We start from the raw sequence: 22057 nt of genomic DNA on the forward strand, positions 1-22057 counted from the left end.
CGCCCTTCACTCCGTGAAGGTACTGTTCCAGCCGCACAAGCCAACTTCGCAGAAAACAAAACCTGACGATCAACAAGTCGTTGAGCTTCACTTGCGAATCTACTTTAAAGCTGGCCTCCGCCAACGGTGCCTCGTTCCCCTTCTTTTGGAACGTGTGAAACTGGTCTCCCGCGTCGAATGTCTTCTGCAATCGATACAGTTTGACATCGCGATGCCACGATCATGATCTGCGATTGGCGAATATGCGGATCATGAGGGTTTCGCTGCCCCTCCCTGCCGATAGAAAACCACTGTCAGATGGTTTGTCTAGGAATCAGGCGGGTAGAGATCAGCAATGGGTCGGCATTTCTTTTCGTTCAAGCACGAAGCTGTGAAAACGCTGTTTGTCACCGGCGTTGCTGCACTTTTGAATAACGGATGTGCACGCTCGACTTATCGGCAAGCGGCCGATCGCGAGGCCTATTGCTTGATCAATAGCCGCCAAGCTGACAACCGGTGGGATATTCCGAATCGCGCTGTTGAGCCAGACCGGCAATCCAGGATGTATCTTGCCGCCGAAAGGGACTGCGCTCCGAAGCCACCAGACGATCAAGGTGCGCATCGATACATGGTGCAGCCGGATTGCAAAAATTTGCCTTACTACGAAAAGATCGCCACGCGGCATTCTGTCGAGAACCCGATTTGGTTGGACTACCTTCCCCAATCTGAAAATGGGCAAATCGATCTAACGCAGCCGTTGGTGATCGACTTGGCTTTGCTGCACAGTCGGGATTATCAAAGCGAATTTGAACAGGTCTATCTACGAGCTTTGGAGCTTTCGATCAATCGGTTTGAATTCGACTCGCAGTGGTTCGGCGGCGTGGGGCTGGGATATGAAGCCGATGGTGAAGACCTTGGTAACAATCGATTGCTGGGGATTTCGGATCGCTTGGGTTTTCAGCGCAACCTTGCCGGTGGCGGTCAATTTGCGACAAGCGTGCTGAACTCGATCACGTGGAACTTTCCTGGCAACACGGTTCAGCAGGGATCGGCAGCGATCGTATCGACGTTTACACAGCCTTTGCTGCGTGGCGCGTTTCGCCATGTCCGTCTTGAAAACTTGACCCAGGCGGAGCGTGACTTGCTCTATCAAGTCCGCGACTTCGCTCGGTTTCGTCGATTATTCTATGTGGAATTAACCGAGCAGTATCTCGGTCTATTGACGCAAACTCAGGCGATCCGAAATACCGAGAACAACGTCAGTAATCTACGACAGAACCTTGCCGAACACGAGTTCTACGAACAACTAGAAACGGTATCGCAAGTCCAGGTCGACCAAGTCTTTCAGCAATATCAAAACGGTCGCCGTTCGCTCCTGTCTGCTCAGCAAGAACTGATTCGGCAGCAGGACAGTTTAAAGTTTTCGATCGGTCTACCAGCCTGGGTATCGTTCGACATTGATGAATCATTGCTAAAGCCCTTCGAACTGGTCGATCCGATGGTCGAGTCGCTTCAAAAGGATGCGCAGCAGCTTTTCATCGATTTGGTTCAATTCCTTCCGCCAAGCCAGGCGCCCGCAGAACTGCTTCGCTTGCACTTCCAACAGTATCAAGAGATTCATCGGCAGACATTGGAAGTCTTACCCGCGATCGAAGCGGACTTGGTCCGGTGGCAACAACGTTTGGAATCCACCGATCAGTCTTCGTTTTCAGACGATGACCGGTTGGATTTTGAGCAGCAGAAGGAACTTGCCGAGCGTATCGCGGGAAGCCTTGCAGAATTGCGGCAGGATTTTGCAGCTCGATCTTCGTTTGACAATGACGTCTTGGAAAAGCTGCAAAACTACGAAACCAATCCGCCGCGTGCGGATGCCGAAGAAGATCGGAAAACTTTCGAGGAGATTCTGCAGGGCTTTGATTCACTGGAAGATGTCTCGATCGAAGACATCTTACCCAATGACGACGACAACACCGCGATCGTCGCATGGAAAGCCGTGTCCGAGGCGATCGGTAGAAAGCTGCGTGAAGAGATCGCAGAAATCTATGTCGCGCAGTCGCAGATCCGTTTGTTCCTGATCGATATCGAGCCTTTCACGATCCCCTCGGAAAATGCGATCTCCTTCGCGTTGCAAAATCGATTGGATTTGATGAACTCGAAAGCGAATGTGATGGATCAATTCCGCAAGGTCGAAGTCGCCGCCGACGCTTTGGAAAGTGACCTTAGCGTGACCGGTCAAGTCGCCATCGGTAGCGACTCGGATTCCAACAATCCCTTCAAGCTGGATAGCGCGAACAACCAATACCAGCTCGGCGTTCAGTTTGATGGCCCGCTCAACCGTCGACAGGAACGCAATAGCTACCGCGCCAGTCAAATCGCTTATCAGAGCGCCATTCGTTCGTTTATTGGTGACAAAGATGTGATCGCGAATGAGGTCCGGCAAATCCTAAGACAGCTGGAGTTCAGCCGGCTCAGTTTCCAAATCGCACGGCAACAGGTCTTCGCGGCAACGCGTCAAGTTGACCAAGCACAGATTGACCTTCGTCAAAGTCGAGCCGCAGATGCAAACTTGACAATCATTTTGCTGCAAGCTCTCGATGGAATGCTGAATGCAAAGAACAGTTTGGTGCGCAGCTGGATCGACTATCGAATCCAAAAGATGCGCCTCTTCGCGGCTTTGGAGATGCTGTACTTGGATCAAAATGGCCAGTGGATCAATGAGGATTCCGGATTGAAGGACCTGTTGGACTACAAGGCAATCGATACGGAATATTTTCCGTTGAGGTGGATTGCCGAAGGTGACTCCAATTCCGTTCGGGAACAGTTGGCACCATCGGCGCCTGATCCCGTTCTCGGCGAAGACAGCATGAACGGGGCGGCCGAAGAATTGGAACTAATCGAAGCCGAGATATTGCTTCCACCGGCAAACCAAGGTCCTGCCAGCGAAGCTTTGCCGGAGTAGCGGTTGGATTCACTTTGCTGCTACCGGACGTTTCTAGGGCGTTACGCGTGTTCAATGGCGAAGTCCTCGGACCTAGGTTAGACTGAAAGTCGAGAATTTTAGACAAAAGGTCTCGTTTCGAGACTCTGTCTTGAAGTCGCCGAACTTCAGCCATCGTTATGAAAAGAATTGCCAGCTACATCTTTATCGCTCTGATCCTAGGGACCATCGGTTTCGCTGCCATGCGGATGCCGGGTTTGTTGGGCAGTCGCGAATCCGATTCCGAAGCAGACGCGACCTATGTCGTCCAACGAAGGACGATCGAAGACCGCGTTGTCGAACGGGGCACCATCGAGAGTCAGAAAACGGTGTACGGGAAATGTGAGATCCCGGGACGCAATAAAATCACGTTCATCGTGCCCGAAGGATCACGCGTCAAAAAAGGCGACAAGGTTGCTGCGTTTGAGACGACCGAAATCGACAAAGACATCAAAGAAAAAGAAGTCGAGATCAACGAAGCGAAGGGTAAACACGCCGAAGCGATTCAGTCGCTTTCGATCAAAGAGGATGAAAACGCGACCAACATCGCAGCTGCACAGCTGGCTTTCGACATCGCCGAAATCGATTTGAAAAAATACCGGATGGGTGATTTCGAATCCGAAAAGGCTGATTTGAACCGAGCAATTAAAGAAGCCGAAGCAGAACTGGAAAAGGTGCGCGACGAGAAAAACAACATCGAGATTCTGGTCAAAAAAGGTTATCGGACGCCGCAGCAGTTACTCGAATATCAGCTCCGCGAACAGAACTACCAGTTTCAAGTCGAACGCGACAAACAGAAACTGAAGGTGCTCGTCACCTATGACCGTGAAAAGAAACTGATCGAGTTCGGCGGAAAGGTCGAAGAGACAAAGCTCAAGCTGGAACGGTCTAAAAAGACTGCCAAAGCTGAAACGCTAAAAGCACAGGCTGCGATCGACAATGCTGCATCTGCGGTTCAAATCCTTGAGCAACAGCTAGAAGAGTTACAGAAGCTGCTGACGAAATGCACTCTAATTGCTGAGCAAGACGGAACGGTTGCCTATGCCAACGAACGCTGGTACGACGCATCCGAAAGGATTCGTGAAGGCACCGAGCTCTATTCGGGACGGAACGTCTACTACTTGCCTGACATGAGTCGTATGCAAGTCAAAGCAAACGTGCATGAGTCGGTCGTTGATAAAATCAAAGTCGAGCAAACGACGGACATTCGTCTGGATGCGTTTTCGGATCGCAAGTTGGCCGGTCGCGTTAGCAAAGTGGCAGGAATGGCAGCGAGTAGCTATTCCAGTGTCCAGAATTATGAAACCATTATCGTGATCGATTCGCTGCCCGAAGATCTGGATATCAAGCCGGGCATGACAGCCGAAGTCAACATTTTGGTCGGGACATACAAAGACGTCATTTCAGTTCCAGTCGGCGCCGTCACCGAACACTTTGAACAGGCATACGTGTATGTGAGCGCTGGCGGAACCGTCGAGCGTCGTCCGGTCGAAACGGGACGCAGCACACACTCGTTTATCGAGATCACTGAAGGACTTGACGAAGGCGAAGTCGTCATGCTTGATGCCTACCAACGTGGTATCGAGGACTTTGCCGATGCTGAAGAGGAAGCTGGGGCAACTGGAACGCCACCGGCTGGGGCTCAGCAGTCCTGATGCGAGCCATGTTTGACCGCTATCGAGCTATTTTTCGCACGTCCATTCGCGGCGTGCTGATGCACAAGCTCCGTTCCTTGCTAACCGTGTTAGGATTGGTGTTCGGCGTTGCGAGCGTGATTGTGATGTTGGCGGTCGCCGAAGGAGCCAGTCGTCAGGCCCAAGCACAGATTGAAGCACTTGGGGTCAGCAACGTCATACTGCGAAGCAAGCAGCCAAGCAGCAGCGAATCCGAAATCAACTTTCGTTCTTTCGAACAAGATTTCGGTTTGACTTATGACGACTTGCGACGCATTGACGAAACAATCGATTCGGCAACCAACATTACCCCGCTGCGCGAGTTTCGACAGGAAGCTCGCTACGCCGATCAAACCGTCGACGCGAGGATCGTTGGCGTTTATCCGAGTTACTTTGAAACAAGCAAAATCGAAGTGGTGTTGGGTCGACCGATCGAGCCCTCCGACCTGAAGCTTCGTTCGAACGTTTGTGTCGTCGGCGAAGACATCGCAAGGAATGTGTTTCGTGGTAAATCACCGCTTGGAAAGTCAATCCAAGTCGACAACACGCACTTCTTTCGAATTGTCGGTGTCCAAGGCTACAAGACTCCGTCGGCAGGAATCGGATCCAGCATGTCGGCATCGGATCTCAATAGCGACATTGTCATTCCATTGACGACCGACCGCAGCCGAATTGGCGACGTCATCACTCGGCGACAACAGGGCAGCTACACCCGACAGCGACTGGAGCTGAGTCAGATAACGGTCGGTGTTGTCAACCGGCACCACGTCAAAACGACCGCAGCGGCGCTGGAAGGTCTGTTGGCGAAGTACCATCCGCGTGAAGACTATGCGATTACGATCCCACTGGATTTGCTGGAGCAAGCACAAGCGACACAGCGGATTTTCAATTTTGTGCTCGGCGCGACCGCGGCGATTTCGTTGCTTGTCGGGGGTATCGGAATCATGAACATCATGTTGGCAAACGTTAGCGAGCGAACACGCGAAATCGGTATTCGTCGATCGCTGGGTGCCCGTCAACGCGACATCATCTTTCAATTTGTGATCGAGACCGCGTCGCTTTCCCTGTTCGGCACGCTAATTGGAGTGATCGTAGGGTTGGCCGCGCCCTCGCTTGTTTCGTATCTATCCGGGATGGAGACATCGGTCACTCCTTGGTCGGTTGCGATCGCCTCCCTGGTGTCGCTGTCGGTCGGAATCGTCTTCGGGATCTACCCAGCAAGACAAGCTGCGAAAATGGATCCGATCGAAGCGCTGCGCCGAATGTAGCTGTATCGAAAGTAGTTGTCACTGCTTATCGCAGTCATCTTGTTCGGACCGGATCGCGATCATCCAGTCATGGATTCTTTGAACAGTCGCTTCGGCATTGGAATCGCTTGCGGTGATGATTAGACCCGACCAGTGATCCCATGCCATCTCGATGTTGGAAACTTGGTTCTTAGAATGGTCGTGCCGAAAAACGATCGATGCGAATTCGGCACCGTCGGTAACAAAGTCCGACTTCGGTTGCAGCGAGAATGTTTGCGCGATTTCGTTGCTGAAGTCGAGAAAGGATTGCAGGGGAACTTCGAGCACAGACAGCTCCAAGCGTCCCGAAGCATCACGTCCTAGCACCGCTCGCATCAAAGCAACTCCGTAAGGAATGTTTAAAACTAGCCAAGATCAAAATCCCAAACGTCCCCAAAACCCCCGGCGCGCTCCGCCGTTTCTGATAGAACTCAGATCAAACCGCCGCTGGGCAAACCATGCCTGGCATCATAGGGACTGTGATGGGTACTTTCAGCATAGTACCCGGCACGCTCCGCCGTGCCGCCGGCGCTGTTTCTGGTAGAAGTCAGATCAAACCACCGTCGGGCAAACCATGCCTGACATCACAGGGACTGTGATGGATACTTTCGACATAGTATCCGGCACGCTCCGCCGTGCCGCGGGCGCTGTTTCTGGTAGAACTCAGATTTAAACCACCGTCGGGCAAACCATGCCTGGCATCACAGGGACTGTGATGGGGACATTGCCCCATAGTACCCGGCACGCTCCGCCGTGCCGCCGGCGCTGTTTCTGATAGAACTCAGATCAAGCACCCGTCGGGCAAACCGTGCCTGGCATCACAGGGACTGTGATGGGTACATTGCCCCATAGTGCCCGGCACGCTCCGCCGTGCCGATTCACAACACCAGCGTCAGATCAAAAAGCCTACTATGGTCCTGTGCGTACAAGCTTGTATCGCAGTAGCCGTCGATTGACGGCTTGAAAGAAGGGTGGATGACCGGGTTCGAACCGGCGACATCTGGAACCACAATCCAGTGCTCTAACCAACTGAGCTACATCCACCGTCTGAAGCGGGAAGCAATGAACTGCTCCGCCAGATTCAAAGACTGTATCCGCCAATTAAAGTTCGGTCAACGGTCCGTTTTTTCTTGATTGAAAACTTTCCTTTCGGGACGACTTCTGGTCGGCGGAATTACCCTGACAAACCCAATAAATTGTGCCTTCGATCGACCTCCGCAGGCCTTCCTGAGCCGCAAAAATACGACTTCGGGCACCTTTTTGGGACCGAGAATGCACTGGCAACCGGGCTCTCATATGCTGCCGACTCCCTAGCGGGTAACCTATCACCGCATGCACTCTGTTGAGCCCCCATGTTGCTGAGCCCCTGACGGGTTCAAAATGCTGGGTTCAATGATAGGCCGTCTGTTGCCGACCGATTGCCCTACGCTTCGTCGCCCCCTATCCCAGTCACTTTGATGGCTCGCCGAAAACCGCCCCCGTCACGTTCCAGCTCTTCGGATTCTGGCAGCACCGAATCGAAGGCGAGCCCGCCGAACGATGTCTCAACCGGTGATGTTGCCGCCAGTGGTGGTTCCAGCAACGAACACCGCAAGAAAATCGATCGCGGTGGGGCGGTAGAAAACGCTGCGCAGATGCCTTCGAAGGCTATACGCAACCTACTGAGTTTCTTGGTTGTGCTTCATCTGGTGGTGCTGTTTGTTTCGTTTTCCGCGATCATCGAACCATCCTCGACTCAGAATTCACTGCTTGAGACTTTAGCTCCCTATCTTCGTTCGACACATTTTGCTGCCGATGGCCGACGCTTTTACCTCGCCCATGCGACCGCCGACGAGCAGCCTCATCGATTGCAGGTCGCTGCGGCAAACCCGCGAGGCCCGTTCGAAATCGATTATCAGACAAAGTGGACCACCGTGGATCCTTCCGGAATTCCGGGACTGGCGGCATCGGATCGGTACGCAAAATGGATGGCCTTGGCTGCTACCCTATCCGAATCGGATCAACGCTCGCTTGCCGCAGCACTGTTGATGCCATTGGTTCGGTCGGACAAGACGATAGCGGCGGTGCGGATTGTTCGTTTGCCGACGCAGCTCACGACGGCGGAACAGGACGCAGCAGGTCCAGCCTATTTGGCCCGAGTGGTTCGTGATGAAAACCAAGTCAGCTTGGTGTCGATCGAATCGAAAAGGTTAACCACTTCGTCTCGCCAACCCGAGGCGACGCCATGAAAGACGGACAAAAACAAGTGACTGCATGGCAGCGATTTTGGTTTCAACCTAGTTGCACAAGTTCGATTGCTTGGGTGCAAATTGGACTTGGCATTGTTACCGCCGTCTATTTTATTTCCGCGCTGATTGACGTCTCCGTTTGGTATCCGGCGGGGGCTCCCGCAAGCACGACGAACTTGGCTGAATTCTTTCGGACTGCGGAATTGACCGGCGATGCACGTTGGATGGTTTCCCCGCTATTTATCTGGGACTCCACTTTCCAAGGTAGCACGCTTAGCGAAAACACTTGGATCTATCGCGGCTATCTGATCATCGGAGTGCTGTTGTCGCTTTCGATGGCGTTCGCAGATCGCATCGACAAAATCGCGCCAGCGTTCTTGGCCAAGTTTTGCCAACAGGGCGGACTTGCGGCCCTCGTGTGGATTTGGTTCGTTGGCTGGGCCAATCGAACCGTCCTTCTGGCGGGAGTCGCCGAGCCACTGATCAGCATGTCGTTGGCGGCATTGATCATCGCGCCGCTGACTCCACGAAAGAAAGGCGAGGCGCGGCACAGCTGGAGAACGAATTTTTCTCGCCGGTTGCTCGCCTGCCAAGCGACTTTGGTCAGCTTGTTGACCACCGCGACAATGCTGGCTAGCCCAATCTGGTGGAACGGGACTGGCGCATACGCGTTGGTCGCACCGGTCGAAGACCGATTTTTCGATGTCCGTGGTGGCTGGTTCGAAACACCATGGGTTTACGAATGTCTGACCGCTCTTTTGGTCATCATGCTGCCGCTCGGGATTTACCTCGCATGGCATGCTGGAACCCGCAAGAAGGGTGTGGTTCTGGTTGTGGCTTGGAGCGTTTTGGTTGGTTTTTTAACGACAAACGTTCTCTACGCGGCGACGCTTGCCATCATTGCGACAACGCTAGGTGATCGTGATACTAAGCATGCTCCCGCCGGAGCCTATGGGGCAGATACGCTCGTCGACGGGAACATGGCTTAGAGGGCAAACTTTTCGCTTCCCGATTGCATCACGTTTAAGTCGGTAAAGCAGCGAAACGGCCGCCACCGACACAGTGCGGGAAGCTAGAACGGGTCTTCAAATGGATTGCGATTCCGACAAAGGTTTCGCGTTCCGATCCACGAAAAATACGTGGTTGGAAGAGCGTTCGGAGTGTGTAACGTGAACTCGCACACAACATCCACTGCAATCTAAAAATTTTTTTGCTCAGATCAACGTAGGTAATCTCAGTGAGTCAGTTGAAAGGAAAGGTCGTCGCAATCACGGGTGGCGGAACCGGGATCGGAGAGGGCGTTGCGAAAAAGTTGGCCAGCTTGGGCTGCCGTGTCGCGATCGGCGGTCGCCGCCTGGAAAAACTCGAAAGTGTCGCTGGTGCGATTGAGTCGGAAACACCCGTTTTTTGCCACACGATCGATGTTGCCGATCCCGAGAGCGTCAAGGCGTTCTTCTCGGCCGTTAAGTCTCACTTTGGCGACCCGGACATCTTGGTCAACAGTGCCGGGATCAATATTCAAAAGCGGACGATGGCCGAAATGGTTCCTGAGGACTGGGACCGAGTGATGCAAATCAATGCCAGCGGCGCTTACCGTTGCATTTACGAAGTGCTGCCAGCGATGCGTGAACGTGGCGATGGTTTGGTCGTTAACATTTCGTCGGTCGCCGGAAAGCGCGCGATCACGTTGGGCGGTGTGGTCTACTGCGCGAGTAAGTTCGCAATGACCGCGCTTGGTACCGCGATCAGCAACGAAGTGCGGAACGAAGGCGTTCGGATTACGAACGTTTACCCAGGCGAAGTCAACACGCCTATTTTGGACAATCGTCCTGCACCGGTCTCGCAAGAGCACAAGGATTCGATTCTGCAACCCGAAGACATCGCCGAAGTCGTCGCGACGATCTGTGCGTTGCCACCTCGTGCGAACGTTCCTGAAGTTGTCGTCAAGCCAACGAAGCAAGAATGGGTCTAAGGACGACTCCGCAAGCGATTTAATTTGTTCGCTAGCAGGACTAGGCAGAATTCGCCGACTTTGATCCATCGTCCAGTGATCCATCGTCCAGTGATCACGGTGCAAGCTTCCATTGCTCGTCAAAGAATCCTTGCTGGACGATGGAGCCGGTGGTGATCGAATCGTCTTCTTCGGTCACATCGATCACTGCATAGTCCGGCAGCATTGCGATTTGGCGACTGTTGCTGGCGTTGGAAAATTCTCGAAACGTCATGCCGCTGTTGATGACGAGATACCGTTTGGGGTTTAGTGGATTCGGACAGCACAGTACCGGTGCATAGTTGGCCGGGTCATAAACTTGATCACCGACGACCAGCTTTTCTCGAGTCCACTTTATCGGCAGTTGATCGGCGACATCAAACAGGTACCGATTGCTTGTGAAGTCACCAAAACAGATCAGATTGCAGGTCGCGATCTGATCGTCCGTCAATTCGCGATCGGTGACCACTTGAACGTCGCCTCGCATCAGTCGTTTCCAACGCTGTTGCAAATACTCGGTTTCGCGATCGATCCAGCGTTGGACCCGACCGTGTCGTGCGGGCCGACTTGGCAAAACGATCACGAATCTTTCGCAGAACGCGTCGTCGATCGGGCCTTGCATGCCAGGTCTTTTGCGCAAGCTGTCGCGGTCATCATCCAATGTCCATTCATTGCCGACCTTGCGGAGCCGGCATTGAAAACCGCGTAGATTACCTGTGTCGACGGCAACGGCTTTCTCACCATCGATATCCAGATTGACTCCGCCGGCGGGACCGGACCAACCGGATTTTGAAAAGTCGAATTCCAGGTGTGTTACACCGGAGGTCACGGCTTTGATTGAGCCCGTGTCAGAATCCACGCTGGCTTTGACTGATGCCTCGGTCCAGTGTTCTCGCATACCGGTCACACGAACCCAGTCCGCTTGGCTGTAGCGAAGTGTAAAGGTCGTGAATTCGATTTCGGGACGAGGCAAGGCCGATGGCTTTGAAGCACTGCTAGCCCAAGACGCGAGTTGGTTGTCGATTTTTGTTGCTGACTCGGGATCGATTTTGTGCCCCATCTCGGCACCGATCACATAGGGAAATTCGAATCCCAGTTCATTGGCTTTCTCGACAACGCGATCGGCCGCTTGTTTCTGTTTGTCGATTTCGCCGCTGTAGGCGATGACGTTGGTGCCTTGCAGGTTGCCAACCCAGGGTAGGACATCGTACCAACGCAAAAGTTTTTGCATCGTCGGCGTTATTGGAAACGGTGTCTTGTCCTGCCATCCTTGATAGACAATCGTGTCGACAAATCCTGCGCCCGGATTCGCGGCAAACCATTGAGAAGGATCATGGACTGCCATGTGCCAACATCCGGCGCCACCCATGGAAAACCCACGTATCGAAATGCGGTCAGGATCAATGGTGGCGAATCGCTTCGCGGCTTCGATTGATTCGTAGACGTCTGTTTCGCCAGCGAATTTGAACGCATTGCAGTGCCGACCAAACGGATGCAGTACGATCGTTTTTTCTGGTGCGTACTGCCCAACCTTGGTCATTCGCTCGACAAGGAATGGGATCTCGGTCTTTGTGTCGCCGCGACCATGCAGCCAGACGTCCATGCGTGTTGGCTGATCGATCTGGTCATCAGAATAGCCGGCCGGCACGACGATCCCAAACGGCTGAACCGAATCGTCGATCCTGGAAACGAATCCGGCAACCAGAGGTTGAGGTTGATCGTTTTTCGATGCGTCAAAGCCAAGAAGTTCTAGACCTCTTGTTCCCGCCGACGCCGCGTCGATCCGGCGCTCGGCTTCGTTCAATAGCTTGTCGGCATCTTGGGTCTGCGATGCCTTGAAGAACAAGTGTTGCTCGAGTGCCAAACGGACCGAACGCAGCAAGACCTCGACATCGGCTTGCCACAATTGAGCATCTTTGGAATTCGCGATCGCTTGATCAAGCTTGTTTTGCAGTCGCGTCAAACGCTGCGTCAAAGCGGAATGCGTCGACTGGTCAATTTCAATTCCATCGGGCGGCAGTCGTTTGAATTTCGGTTCCGCGGTTTGGGCTGGCTCAGAGCAATGCAAACCTGAGGCCAGCATCGCGACGGCGACGAAAAGAAAGCGGAACGAAATTCTCATTGGTTAGCAGTCTCCTGCGATTTCGATGACTTGATCCAGTTGCATCACACCATCATAGATTGACCGGCCAACGATTGCTGCTGGCATGCCCATTTCGACCAGCTTTGAGACGTCGTCGTAGGTCGTTACGCCACCACTAGCGACCAAGGGAATGTCGGTCGCATCGGCCATCTGACGCAGCCCGTCAAAATTTGGCCCATTCATCATGCCGTCGCGAGCAATGTCGGTGTAAATGATCGCGGCGATATTGGATGTTTTCTCGCGTAGCTGTTGAGCCAGATCGACTGCCGGTGTGCTGCTGGTTTCCAGCCAGCCGTCGGTCGCAACCATTCCATCACGAGCATCAATGCCGGCGGCAAGTTTTTTGGGATAGGCATCGCACATCGCCGCAAACCAGTCGGGCCGTTTCAACGCCGCTGATCCGACCACCAAACGTGACAATCCGACCTCAAGCAGTGCTTCGATTGCCGATTCATCACGGACACCACCACCCATCTGACAGGGAAGGCCCGTCTCCGCCACGATTCGACGGACCGCTTCACGGTTCGCAGTTGGGTCATCTCCACGTGCGGCATCGAGGTCCACCAAGTGTAAACGCTTGGCTCCCAGTTCTTTCCATTTGATCGCGAAGTCGACCGGATCGTCACCAAACGTGGTTTGCTGGTCGTAGTCGCCCTGGCGCAAGCGAACCGGTTTGCCGTGTCGAAGATCAATCGCGGGCCAGATTTCCATCATGAGCGTGACAGTTTCAAAAATAGGGAAAGATCCATAGTCAATGCGTCCGCAAAGCATCGCGAATCAAGCTTCAATTGACCAGCCACGATTTGGCGGACGAGCATCGGTTCACGATTGTTTTGACACATCCATCAGGCCTCGGTTCGATCAGCTACACTGATTTCCCTTTCGCATCGCGATAACAGAATTACCACGACGACACTGCCGTGAACAAACTGCGAAAGCGCCCTTTCGAATTGGCGTTTTGCCCATCTGCGTCCACCGTCGTTTTCTGCTGCCACCCCTGAACCCGCCGCCCGACATGTCTCGTCCCAGGATTGCTGTACTCGGTTCGATCAATATGGATCTGGTCGTTCGTTGTGAAAACCTGCCGCGCCCCGGTGAAACCATCAGTGCCAATCACTTTTCAGAAATCCCAGGCGGAAAAGGCGCGAACCAGGCGGTCGCTGCAGCCCGTGCAGGCGCCGACGTTCACTTGATCGGTCGCGTCGGTGATGACGGTTTCGGAAAGACTTTGCTGAACCACCTGCGGGAGCAGGGCGTGGGCTGCGAAAGTGTGCAAATCACCGAACAAACTCCCTCGGGCGTCGCTGTGGTTGCGGTCGAACAAAGCGGCGAAAACTCGATCATCGTTGTGCCTGGAGCGAATGGACGCGTTGCGATCGATGATGTGCATCAGCATGCCGATGTCATTCGGCAAAGCGATGTGCTGATGGTGCAGCTTGAAACACCGCTTCGGTCAGTCGAAGCGGCAATCGAAATTGCTCGATCTGCGAACGTCAAAGTGATTTTAGATCCCGCGCCAGCGAGCGTCCTTCCGCCCTCGCTTTTAAATGTGGATGTGATCTGTCCGAACGAAAGCGAAGCGGCATCGATCACGGGCCAACCATGTGGTGACATCCACCAAGCGATGCAGGTCGCTGAATCCTTGCAGCGTTCCGGAGCACAAGTCGCGATCATTACCCTAGGCGACCAAGGGACGATCGTTCACGACGGATTATCGGCAACGATGATTCCTAGTTTTCCAATCAACGCGGTCGATACCACGGCAGCCGGTGATGCTTTTGCCGGCACGCTTGCCGTTCGCCTAGCGATGGGAATCGGCCTGCAAAAATCCGTTCAACTTGCCAATGCAGCTGGCGCACTTGCGGCATCGACCGCGGGTGCCCAACCGAGTTTGCCTTTTGCGGATCAAGTCGATCGATTCGCGGCATCGTTGGCACCACACGATAGCGATGTCTGATAAGATTGCGGTCCACCGTTTCGAGCGTCGACGATGCTTGGCCGACCCTGCCTTCCCTCCTCCTTCCTACCGAACAAGATGCGAACTCTAGTCGCAGTTGAAAAATCGATCGCGTTGAAAATATGCGGGTCGAAAACAAGCGTGATCTATATACTTGCCCTGCTAGTGTGCAGCCTGACCCTAAGCGGCTGCTCGTCAAAGTCGACTTCGACAGATGGTGGGGCGAATGCGGATAGCGATGGCAAACCGAAAGTCGCTTTGGTGATGAAGTCGCTTGCCAACGAGTTCTTCTCGACCATGGCCGACGGTGCTCGAGAACATGCCGAAGCCCATGAAGTTGAATACTCGCTGATCGTCAACGGCATCAAAGAAGAGACTGATCTAAGCGGCCAAGTCGCATTGGTTGACGAGATGATTTCTGCGGGTGTTGATGCGATCGTGATTGCACCGGCGGACTCCAAAGCACTCGCTCCCGCACTGCGGAAAGCCATGAAGCAGGGCATCGTCGTCGTCAATATCGACAACAAGTTGGACCCCGAAGTATTGAAAGCCGAATCGATCGAAATCCCTTTCGTCGGCCCCGACAATCGAAGCGGCGCAAAAAAGGTGGGCGACTACTTGGCAGGCAAGCTTGCCAAAGGTGACAAGGTCGCCATTTTGGAAGGCATCCAAACGGCCGAAAACTCACAGCAACGCGTTGCCGGTTTCGAAGACGCCATGGCTGAACTTGGTGCAGAGGTTGTTTCCAAGCAAAGTGCACAGTGGGAGATGAGCAACGCGAATACGATTGCGTCATCAATCCTGAGTGAGCATCCAGATGTCAAAGCGATTTTGGCGGCAAACGATTCGATGGCACTCGGTGCAATTGCCGCCGTCAAATCGGCCGGCAAGAGTGGCGATGTTTTAATTGTCGGGTTTGACAATATTTCGGCGATTCAAGATGCGTTGAAGTCCGGCAAAGTCCTCGCGACTGCAGACCAACACGCCGATCAGTTAGCCGTTTTTGGGATCGAATTGGCTCTGAAGCAAATTGCCAAACCCGATTGGAAAGCCAGCGACACTGAAACTCCCGTTGATCTGGTGACAGCGGAAACACTGGAATCGGCACCAGGGGAATAGCCGCGTGAGCCGAATTTTGACGGCCAACGCGATGACCAAACGCTATGGCAAAGTCACTGTGCTGCGCGATGTCTCATTTGATCTCGCCCCCGGCGAAATCCATGCGCTGCTCGGGGCCAATGGTGCCGGAAAGAGTACGCTCTGCAAGATGATCGCAGGTCTAACTTCTGTCACGCAGGGATCAATGGAGCTTTCTGGTAAACCTTATCAGCCTGCAAACAAGCAGTCTGCCGAATTGGCTGGCGTGCAGATCATCCAGCAGGAACTGAATCTCATTCCTACGCTGAGCATCGCCGAGAATATCAGCCTGTCGAGGCTTCCCAATCGAGCCGGCGTCATTCGTCGATCGCAGTTGAACGATGATGCCCGCGAAGCGCTCAGTCGACTGGGACTAGGGCATCTTGATCCGCGAATGTTGGTGTCAAAGCTTGGCGTGGGCCAGCGGCAGATGGTCGAAATCGCTGGGGCGCTATCGCGGCAATGCAAGGTGCTGATCTTGGATGAACCGACCGCTGCACTATCGGGTTCGGAAACTGAGCGTTTGTTCGAGCAGCTAGACGAATTGAAGCGTCGCGGAGTCGGGATGGTCTATATCTCGCATCGACTTGACGAAGTGAAACGTATGGCAGAACGTGTTACCGTGCTTCGCGACGGCCAATACATCTGCACTAAGAACATCCGTACTGAGCACATCTCTGCGGGGTCGACCGAGGCCCTGTCGACCGAGGACATGGTCGATTTGATGAGTGGGGACGATGTCAAAAGGGGACCGGCTGGCGAGACGTTTCGATCCTTTGTCGACACCAACAAACCGCCAGTACTGAAGATTGATTCCGTCTGTTCCGGTATGGTCCGTAATTTTTCGATCACCGTCCGCGCGGGCGAAAAATTCGGTATCACTGGGTTGGTCGGCAGCGGGCGGACAGAGCTTCTAAGGGCCGTCTTTGGTGCCGATGTCGCTTCCTCGGGGACCGTCACGGTTGGTTCCCGATCGGCTCGCCGGTTTCGCCACCCGCATCAAGCGGTTGCATCTGGTTTAGCGATGGTGACCGAAGACCGCAAAGACAACGGCTTGCTGTTGCCCCAGTCTATTCGGGCGAACGTCTCTCTTGCCGCACTGCGAAGAAAACTTTCCAGATTTGGTTTTGTGCGGCGTGCCAAGGAATCTCGCAAAAGCGGGGAGCTTTGTCAGAGTTTGGAAACACGTTGCACATCGATTGAACAGTCTGTCAGAACGCTTAGCGGCGGCAATCAACAAAAGGTTGCGATTTCAAAGTGGTTGGCAAACGACGCCGAAGTTTACTTGTTTGACGAACCGACTCGCGGAATTGATGTCGGTGCGCGAAGACGAATTTACAAGCTGTTTGATGAGATTGCCGCGTCGGGAAAAGGAATCGTGATTGTTAGCAGTGACTTGGATGAGCTATTTGAAACTTGCGACACGATTGCGGTGATGAATCATGGTCACTTGATTCGTACTTTCAGCCGTGATCAGTGGAGTGAAGATTTGATACTGCAAGCCAGCTTTGAACAGCCCTCTGGCAAAGTTTCTGGAGGCAGCAATGGTTAGTGAAAAGCGATCCACAAACGGTCACTCCCATGCTGTCGTACTCCACCGACGTGTGATCGCGTCTGTAGTCGAGTACGCAGGTCTACTGGCTGTGCTTTTGATTCTGATCGTCCTGTTCTCGATTCAGACCGATAATTTCTTTCGAGTTCAAACCGCATTGACGATCGCCAACAGCAGTCCCGATCTGATCTTTGTTTCCGTTGGCATGACCTTGGTCCTGATTGTTGCCGGGATCGATCTTTCGGTCGGCTCGCTGCTGGCGCTGGGGGCAGCCGTGATCGGGGTCGCGATGAGCGAGTATGAATTGGGTGTGGCCAGCGCAATTGCGCTATGCATGGTCACGACAACGCTTTGCGGGTTTTGCAACGGATTTGTCTCTGCTTGGTTTGCTATTCCGTCGTTCATCGTCACGCTCGGGATGCTTGAAATGGCGCGTGGCGCTACAAAGCTGATCAGTGATTCGCAGTCAATTTATATCGGCAGTCGGTTCGAATGGTTTGGCGAACCGCTGCCTGGCATATCGCTTTCCCCTTCGTTTCTGATCGCGGTGCTGACGGTCTTATTGGCTCAGTTTTTGTTGACTCAGACAATCTATGGCCGCTATTGCATTGCGATCGGGACCAACAAAGAAGCGGTGAAGATGAGTGGTATCCGTACCGCGCCGGTCTTTATCACGACGTTTGCGATCAGCGGGTTTTTGTGTGGGCTTGCCGCAATCTCACACACCGGGCGCTTGCTGACATCGGACCCAAATGCGGCGCGGGGCTTGGAGCTATCTGCCATTGCGGCTTGCGTGATTGGTGGAACAAGTTTGATGGGAGGCCGCGGCAGCGTCGTCGCATCGTTCATCGGAGTGCTAATCATCGCCGTGCTGCAATCGGGACTTGCCCAAATGGGTGTTGATGACGCCATCAAGCAAGTGATTACCGGTGGTGTGATCATTCTAGCCGTACTGCTCGATTCACTACGTCAACGCATTTCTCGCGAGGAGAAATCATGAACCGTCGTTTGGGGTTGTTTGCATTTTTGATAGGGATCCTTACCGCCAACGCTTATTCGCAGGCTGACATAGTGTTGCCAGCTCAGGATAAAACACCGGTACCTGTTGTCTTCGACACGGATATCACCGGTGACTGCGACGATGTTTTGGCGCTCGCGATGTTGCATGCGTTGGAAGATCGCGGTGAGTGCGAACTGAAAGCGGTGACCATTTCAAAAATCAATACGATGGCGGCACCATTTGTCGACGCGGTCAATACGTTTTATGGGCGGCCTGATATTCCGATCGGGGCAACACGCGATGCGCAGCGTCGAACCAGCCGATACCTGGACGTCTGCAAGGTCAAAGATGGTCAGCAGCTTCGCTATCCTCATGATGTTCAGACAAGTGACGATGTCCCATCGGCAGTCAGCGTGCTACGCAAAGTCCTTGCCGAAAGCGAAGACAACGCTTTGGTCATCATTCAAGTCGGTTTGGCAAGTAATCTAGCGGAGCTGTTGCAGTCCCCACCGGATGAGATCAGTCCTCTAAACGGAAGCGACTTACTTCGTCAGAAATGTAAGTTGATTTCCGTCATGGCCGGCAGTTTTGGTCCGGTGATGAATAAGGATCGACACCCCGAAGCCAACGTGATCAATGGCATTGATGCGATGCAGCGATTTGCAAAGCTTTGTCCGGAAGACGTACCTGTCGTCTGGAGCGAATTTAGGATTGGCTTGGCCGCGCCCTATCCGCGAGAAAGCATCGCCCGCGACTTCGCTTATCGAGAGCATCACATTGTTCGCGAAGCTTATTTGCTTCATAGCGGCCCGAATCACGATCGACCGACGTGGGACTTAACCAGTGTGCTATACGCGGTGCGGGCCGATGACAACTATTTTGACCTTTCGGAAACCGGAAAGGTCACCGTCGATGACGAAGGATACACCGAGTTCAAACCGGGCAAAGACGGAAGAGATCGTTTGCTGACAATGGATGAGCGTCAGGCGGTGCGAGTGATTGAGGTTCAGCGAGCTCTTTCCAGCCAGCCGCCGTGTCGATAATGGAGTCAATCGCGGTGGCAACCGACCATGTGTTGCCCTCCTTTGGCGGGGCGTGGTTTCGATGCCTTGCCGAGTGTCAAAGTTTGGTCATGTGCGGTAAACTTTCCCGCTGAACAAGACACAAGACACTTAAACAAATTCCGGAGTTTGTTCCGATGGCATATAGCTACGAAGACCTGGCCAAGATGATCGACCACTCATTGTTGCATCCAACAATGACCGACAAAACGCTGGAAGAGGGCATCGCGTTGGCCCTTGCGTACGACGTCGCCAGTGTTTGCATCATGCCGTACTATCTGAAACGCTGTGCCGAATTGTTGGACGGTAGCACTGTCCAAGCCTCAACCACCATCGGTTTCCCGCACGGTGGACACACCACCGCGATCAAAGTCGCCGAGACTGAGCAGGCGATCAAAGATGGCTGCCAAGAGTTTGACATGGTGGTCAACATTTCGAAGGTGCTGAGCGGCGATTGGGATTATGTCACGGCCGACATCAAAGCAGTCATCGAGCCTGTCCATGAGGCCGGTCAAAAGGTCAAGGTGATCTTTGAAAACTGCTATCTGGACGATAGCCAAAAGATCAAACTCTGCGAGATCTGCAGTGAACTGAATGCGGATTGGGTGAAGACGTCGACGGGCTATGGTACCGGCGGAGCGACGATCGAAGATTTGACACTGATGCGAAAACACGCTGCGGATCATGTCCAAGTTAAAGCCGCTGGCGGAGTTCGTGATGCGGAGACATTGATCAAGGTTCGTGAACTCGGGGTCAGCCGAGTTGGCGCGAGCAAAACAAAGCCGATGCTCGATGAAGTTCGCAAGAATCTTGGGCTTCCCGAGATCAACATTGCCGATATCGCAAATCCAAGTGGCTACTAGGCAGTGATCTACTAGGCGTCGGTTTCTTGATGCTTGACGTTTGTGGTTGATTCAACCGCGGCTAGCGCCGAAGCGGCTCATGTTGGTTTGGGTATGTGAGCCGTTAACGCGCTAGCGTCGGTTTCTTGATGTGTAACGTCTGTGGTACATACAACCGCGGCTAGCGCCGAAGCGGCTCATTTTGGTTTGGGTATCTGAGCCGTCAACGCGCTAGCGTCGGTTTCTTGAGGTGCATCGTCCGTGGTTTATTCAACCGCGGCTAGCGCCGAAGCGGCTCAGGTTGGTTTGGGCAACTGAGCCGTTAACGCGCTAGCGTCGGTTTCTTGATGTGTATCGTCTGTGGTTGATTCAACCGTGGCTAACGCCGATGCGGCTCATTTTGGTTTGGCATGTGAGCCGTTAACGCGCTAGCGTCGGTTTCTTGAGGTGCATCGTCCGTGGTTTATTCAACCGCGGCTAACGCCGATGCGGCTCATTTTGGTTTGGCATGTGAGCCGTTAACGCGCTAGCGTCGGTTTCTTGAGGTGCATCGTCTGTGGTTGATTCAACCGCGGCTAGCGCCGATGCGGCTCATTTTGGTTTGGGTATCTGAGCCGCTAACGCGCTAGCGTCGGTTTCTTGATGTGCATCGTCTGTGGTTAATTCAACCGCGGCTAGCGCCGAAGCGGCTCATGTCGGTTTGGGCATCTGAGCCGTTAACGCGCTAGCGTCGGTTTCTTGATGCTTGACGTTTGTGGTTGATCCAACCGCGGCAAACGCCGAAGCGGCTCAGGTTGGTTTGGGTATCTGAGCCGTCAACGCGCTAGCGTCGGATTTCTATTCGCCCAGTTGAGTTATCTCTCGTGTCAAATCAGCCCAAGCTTGACGCCAAAGCGACAGCCGATGTCGCGTAATTTGTCACTTCTTTTTGCTTCACCCACCATGAATCTCTACAATCGCTGCCGGGGCATCTGCAGTCCCCTTGGAGGGGCTGCTGTGGTGTATTCGTTGGTATTTTTTCGAGGAAGCAAACATGCCGGACAAACTGGACGCAATACAGTCTCAGCTAAATCAAATCGTTAAACGATTGAACAAGCTGGAGTCGGGCTCGAATTCGAAGGCAACATCTCCATCTAAAGACAGCGCTGATCAAGGAAAACAGGCGGTCTCCCATGGGGTTGGCTCTTGTACCATGCCGGTTGTCGCCGAGCGAATCTATAGCCCAGATGTATCGCCCTATCGCGAAGGCTTGCTGCGATACATGGGAAAGAAATGGGTCAACGGTACAAAACTAAAGTACTACTTTTTCGAAGATGCGCCTTATCGAGGTGATTCGAGTAACCTTGATCTCGTACGGCAAGGTTTTCAGGTCTGGGAGGATGTTGGGATCGGAATCGAATTCGAAGAGGTTTCCAACATTGACGATGCCCAAATCAGAATCGGTTTTAAGCGAGGTGATGGTGCCTGGTCTTACGTTGGTCGTGACGTGATTGACATTCCCGGCCGTCATGAGCGAACGATGAATTTCGGATGGGATTTGACTCAGGATCCACGTGGAGGCGGTGTCGATACTCCGGTTCACGAGATCGGTCATACATTGGGATTCCCTCATGAGCACCAAAACCCCTTCTCCGGGATCGTTTGGAATGAAGATGCGGTGTACCAGTATTTCGCAGGGGCGCCGAACTACTGGTCAAGGCAGCAGACGTACCACAACGTTCTCAGGAAACTAAGTCCCAACGAAGTCGAGGGATCACAGTGGGATCCCAATTCGATCATGCACTACGGGTTCGCTGCCGGTCTAATTCTAGAACCATCAGAGTACAGCAGTGGCTTGAACCCAACGGATGGATTGACCGAGGTTGACAAGAGCGAAGTGCGCAAGTTCTATCCCCCGATGGATCCGCGGCGGTATCGAAAGCTAAATCCGTTCGAATTGGAAATGTTGTCGATCGGTTCCGGCGAGCAAAAAGACTATGTAATCGAACCTGACCGTTCCGACGAATATACGATTCAAACCTTTGGACGATCAGATGTCGTCATGGTGTTGTTTGAAGATGTGAATGGTGAGTTGGAGTATGTGGCTGGCGACGATGATAGCGGGACCGACTTGAACGCAAAAATTACGACTCGATTGGTACGAGGGCGAAAGTACGTTCTGCGGATTCGGTTGTATCTAAATTGGTCGACCGGCGACACTGCCGTGATGCTTTGGTAGACGATCGCGTTTGC

The 22057-nt window shown here is 53.4% G+C and carries 16 protein-coding genes and 1 tRNA gene; 13 read left to right on the top strand and 4 right to left on the bottom strand.

Features of this window, described 5'->3' with window-relative positions; all coding sequences use genetic code 11:
• Positions 1–334 precede the first annotated feature (334 nt).
• The 3 genes from LOC67_RS12335 (at position 335) to LOC67_RS12345 (ending at position 5897) form a co-directional block, all read left to right on the top strand.
• Positions 335–2938, top strand: coding sequence for a TolC family protein (locus LOC67_RS12335; RefSeq protein WP_230262909.1), 2604 nt, complete (start codon positions 335–337; stop codon positions 2936–2938).
• A gap of 158 nt (positions 2939–3096) precedes the next feature.
• Entirely contained in the window at positions 3097–4611 is a 1515-nt protein-coding gene (locus LOC67_RS12340) for an efflux RND transporter periplasmic adaptor subunit (protein WP_230262910.1), read from the top strand.
• A gap of 8 nt (positions 4612–4619) precedes the next feature.
• Positions 4620–5897, top strand: coding sequence for an ABC transporter permease (locus LOC67_RS12345; RefSeq protein ID WP_230262911.1), 1278 nt, complete (start codon positions 4620–4622; stop codon positions 5895–5897).
• Between the two features lie 18 nt (positions 5898–5915).
• Here LOC67_RS12345 and LOC67_RS12350 read toward each other — a convergent pair whose 3' ends face one another.
• Together LOC67_RS12350 and LOC67_RS12355 are read right to left on the bottom strand one after the other, a co-directional pair.
• Positions 5916–6251: a hypothetical protein gene (locus LOC67_RS12350; protein ID WP_230262912.1), complete on the bottom strand. Its 336-nt coding sequence runs from the start codon at positions 6249–6251 to the stop codon at positions 5916–5918.
• Positions 6252–6885: 634 nt separating this feature from the next.
• Positions 6886–6959: transfer RNA gene (locus LOC67_RS12355), tRNA-His, on the bottom strand.
• A gap of 413 nt (positions 6960–7372) precedes the next feature.
• Here LOC67_RS12355 and LOC67_RS12360 point away from each other — a divergent pair.
• The 3 genes from LOC67_RS12360 to LOC67_RS12370 all read left to right on the top strand — a co-directional run bounded on the left by LOC67_RS12360 (position 7373) and on the right by LOC67_RS12370 (position 10115).
• Positions 7373–8143, top strand: a complete 771-nt coding sequence (locus LOC67_RS12360; RefSeq protein WP_230262913.1) for a hypothetical protein — start codon at positions 7373–7375, stop codon at positions 8141–8143.
• Between the two features lie 74 nt (positions 8144–8217).
• The gene (locus LOC67_RS12365; RefSeq protein WP_230262914.1) at positions 8218–9132 is read left to right on the top strand and encodes a hypothetical protein; all 915 of its coding nucleotides are present in this window, start codon (positions 8218–8220) and stop codon (positions 9130–9132) included.
• A 248-nt stretch (positions 9133–9380) separates the two neighbouring features.
• Positions 9381–10115, top strand: a complete 735-nt coding sequence (locus tag LOC67_RS12370; protein WP_230262915.1) for an SDR family oxidoreductase — start codon at positions 9381–9383, stop codon at positions 10113–10115.
• A gap of 94 nt (positions 10116–10209) precedes the next feature.
• Here the strand turns inward: LOC67_RS12370 and LOC67_RS12375 are convergent, their stop codons facing one another.
• Positions 10210–12255: a prolyl oligopeptidase family serine peptidase gene (locus LOC67_RS12375; protein WP_230262916.1), complete on the bottom strand. Its 2046-nt coding sequence runs from the start codon at positions 12253–12255 to the stop codon at positions 10210–10212.
• Positions 12256–12258: 3 nt separating this feature from the next.
• On the bottom strand, positions 12259–12987 hold the full coding sequence (gene hisA, locus LOC67_RS12380; protein ID WP_230263744.1) for a 1-(5-phosphoribosyl)-5-[(5-phosphoribosylamino)methylideneamino]imidazole-4-carboxamide isomerase: 729 nt from the start codon (positions 12985–12987) through the stop codon (positions 12259–12261).
• A 304-nt stretch (positions 12988–13291) separates the two neighbouring features.
• On the opposite strand from hisA, the gene rbsK reads away from it, so the two are divergent.
• The 7 genes from rbsK (at position 13292) to LOC67_RS12415 (ending at position 22043) form a co-directional block, all read left to right on the top strand.
• A complete protein-coding gene (rbsK, locus tag LOC67_RS12385; RefSeq protein WP_230262917.1) occupies positions 13292–14233 on the top strand; it encodes a ribokinase in 942 nt (313 codons plus the stop codon).
• A 141-nt stretch (positions 14234–14374) separates the two neighbouring features.
• A complete protein-coding gene (locus tag LOC67_RS12390) occupies positions 14375–15352 on the top strand; it encodes a sugar ABC transporter substrate-binding protein (RefSeq protein ID WP_230262918.1) in 978 nt (325 codons plus the stop codon).
• A gap of 4 nt (positions 15353–15356) precedes the next feature.
• Positions 15357–16922: a sugar ABC transporter ATP-binding protein gene (locus LOC67_RS12395; protein WP_230262919.1), complete on the top strand. Its 1566-nt coding sequence runs from the start codon at positions 15357–15359 to the stop codon at positions 16920–16922.
• Positions 16915–17922: an ABC transporter permease gene (locus LOC67_RS12400; protein WP_230262920.1), complete on the top strand. Its 1008-nt coding sequence runs from the start codon at positions 16915–16917 to the stop codon at positions 17920–17922. Before LOC67_RS12395 ends, LOC67_RS12400 begins: the two co-directional genes overlap by 8 nt.
• Positions 17919–18965 carry a nucleoside hydrolase gene (locus LOC67_RS12405; protein ID WP_230262921.1) on the top strand — a complete coding sequence of 349 codons (1047 nt, stop codon included), beginning with the start codon at positions 17919–17921 and terminating at the stop codon, positions 18963–18965. The genes LOC67_RS12400 and LOC67_RS12405 overlap by 4 nt, the downstream gene beginning before the upstream one ends.
• A gap of 155 nt (positions 18966–19120) precedes the next feature.
• The gene (gene deoC / locus LOC67_RS12410; protein WP_230262922.1) at positions 19121–19846 is read left to right on the top strand and encodes a deoxyribose-phosphate aldolase; all 726 of its coding nucleotides are present in this window, start codon (positions 19121–19123) and stop codon (positions 19844–19846) included.
• Positions 19847–20858: 1012 nt separating this feature from the next.
• Positions 20859–22043, top strand: coding sequence for a M12 family metallopeptidase (locus LOC67_RS12415; RefSeq protein WP_230262923.1), 1185 nt, complete (start codon positions 20859–20861; stop codon positions 22041–22043).
• Positions 22044–22057: the final 14 nt, after the last annotated feature.

Source organism: Stieleria sp. JC731, assembly GCF_020966635.1.
Classification (GTDB): Bacteria; Planctomycetota; Planctomycetia; order Pirellulales; family Pirellulaceae; genus Stieleria.

Coding starts and splice junctions, on each gene's coding strand:
- LOC67_RS12345 (WP_230262911.1), top strand. CDS start 4,620: ATGTTTGACCGCTATCGAGCTATTTTTCGCACGTCCATTCGCGGCGTG.
- LOC67_RS12375 (WP_230262916.1), bottom strand. CDS start 12,255: ATGAGAATTTCGTTCCGCTTTCTTTTCGTCGCCGTCGCGATGCTGGCC.
- LOC67_RS12340 (WP_230262910.1), top strand. CDS start 3,097: ATGAAAAGAATTGCCAGCTACATCTTTATCGCTCTGATCCTAGGGACC.
- LOC67_RS12360 (WP_230262913.1), top strand. CDS start 7,373: ATGGCTCGCCGAAAACCGCCCCCGTCACGTTCCAGCTCTTCGGATTCT.
- rbsK (WP_230262917.1), top strand. CDS start 13,292: ATGTCTCGTCCCAGGATTGCTGTACTCGGTTCGATCAATATGGATCTG.
- LOC67_RS12400 (WP_230262920.1), top strand. CDS start 16,915: ATGGTTAGTGAAAAGCGATCCACAAACGGTCACTCCCATGCTGTCGTA.
- LOC67_RS12405 (WP_230262921.1), top strand. CDS start 17,919: ATGAACCGTCGTTTGGGGTTGTTTGCATTTTTGATAGGGATCCTTACC.
- LOC67_RS12350 (WP_230262912.1), bottom strand. CDS start 6,251: ATGCGAGCGGTGCTAGGACGTGATGCTTCGGGACGCTTGGAGCTGTCT.
- deoC (WP_230262922.1), top strand. CDS start 19,121: ATGGCATATAGCTACGAAGACCTGGCCAAGATGATCGACCACTCATTG.
- hisA (WP_230263744.1), bottom strand. CDS start 12,987: ATGGAAATCTGGCCCGCGATTGATCTTCGACACGGCAAACCGGTTCGC.
- LOC67_RS12415 (WP_230262923.1), top strand. CDS start 20,859: ATGCCGGACAAACTGGACGCAATACAGTCTCAGCTAAATCAAATCGTT.
- LOC67_RS12335 (WP_230262909.1), top strand. CDS start 335: ATGGGTCGGCATTTCTTTTCGTTCAAGCACGAAGCTGTGAAAACGCTG.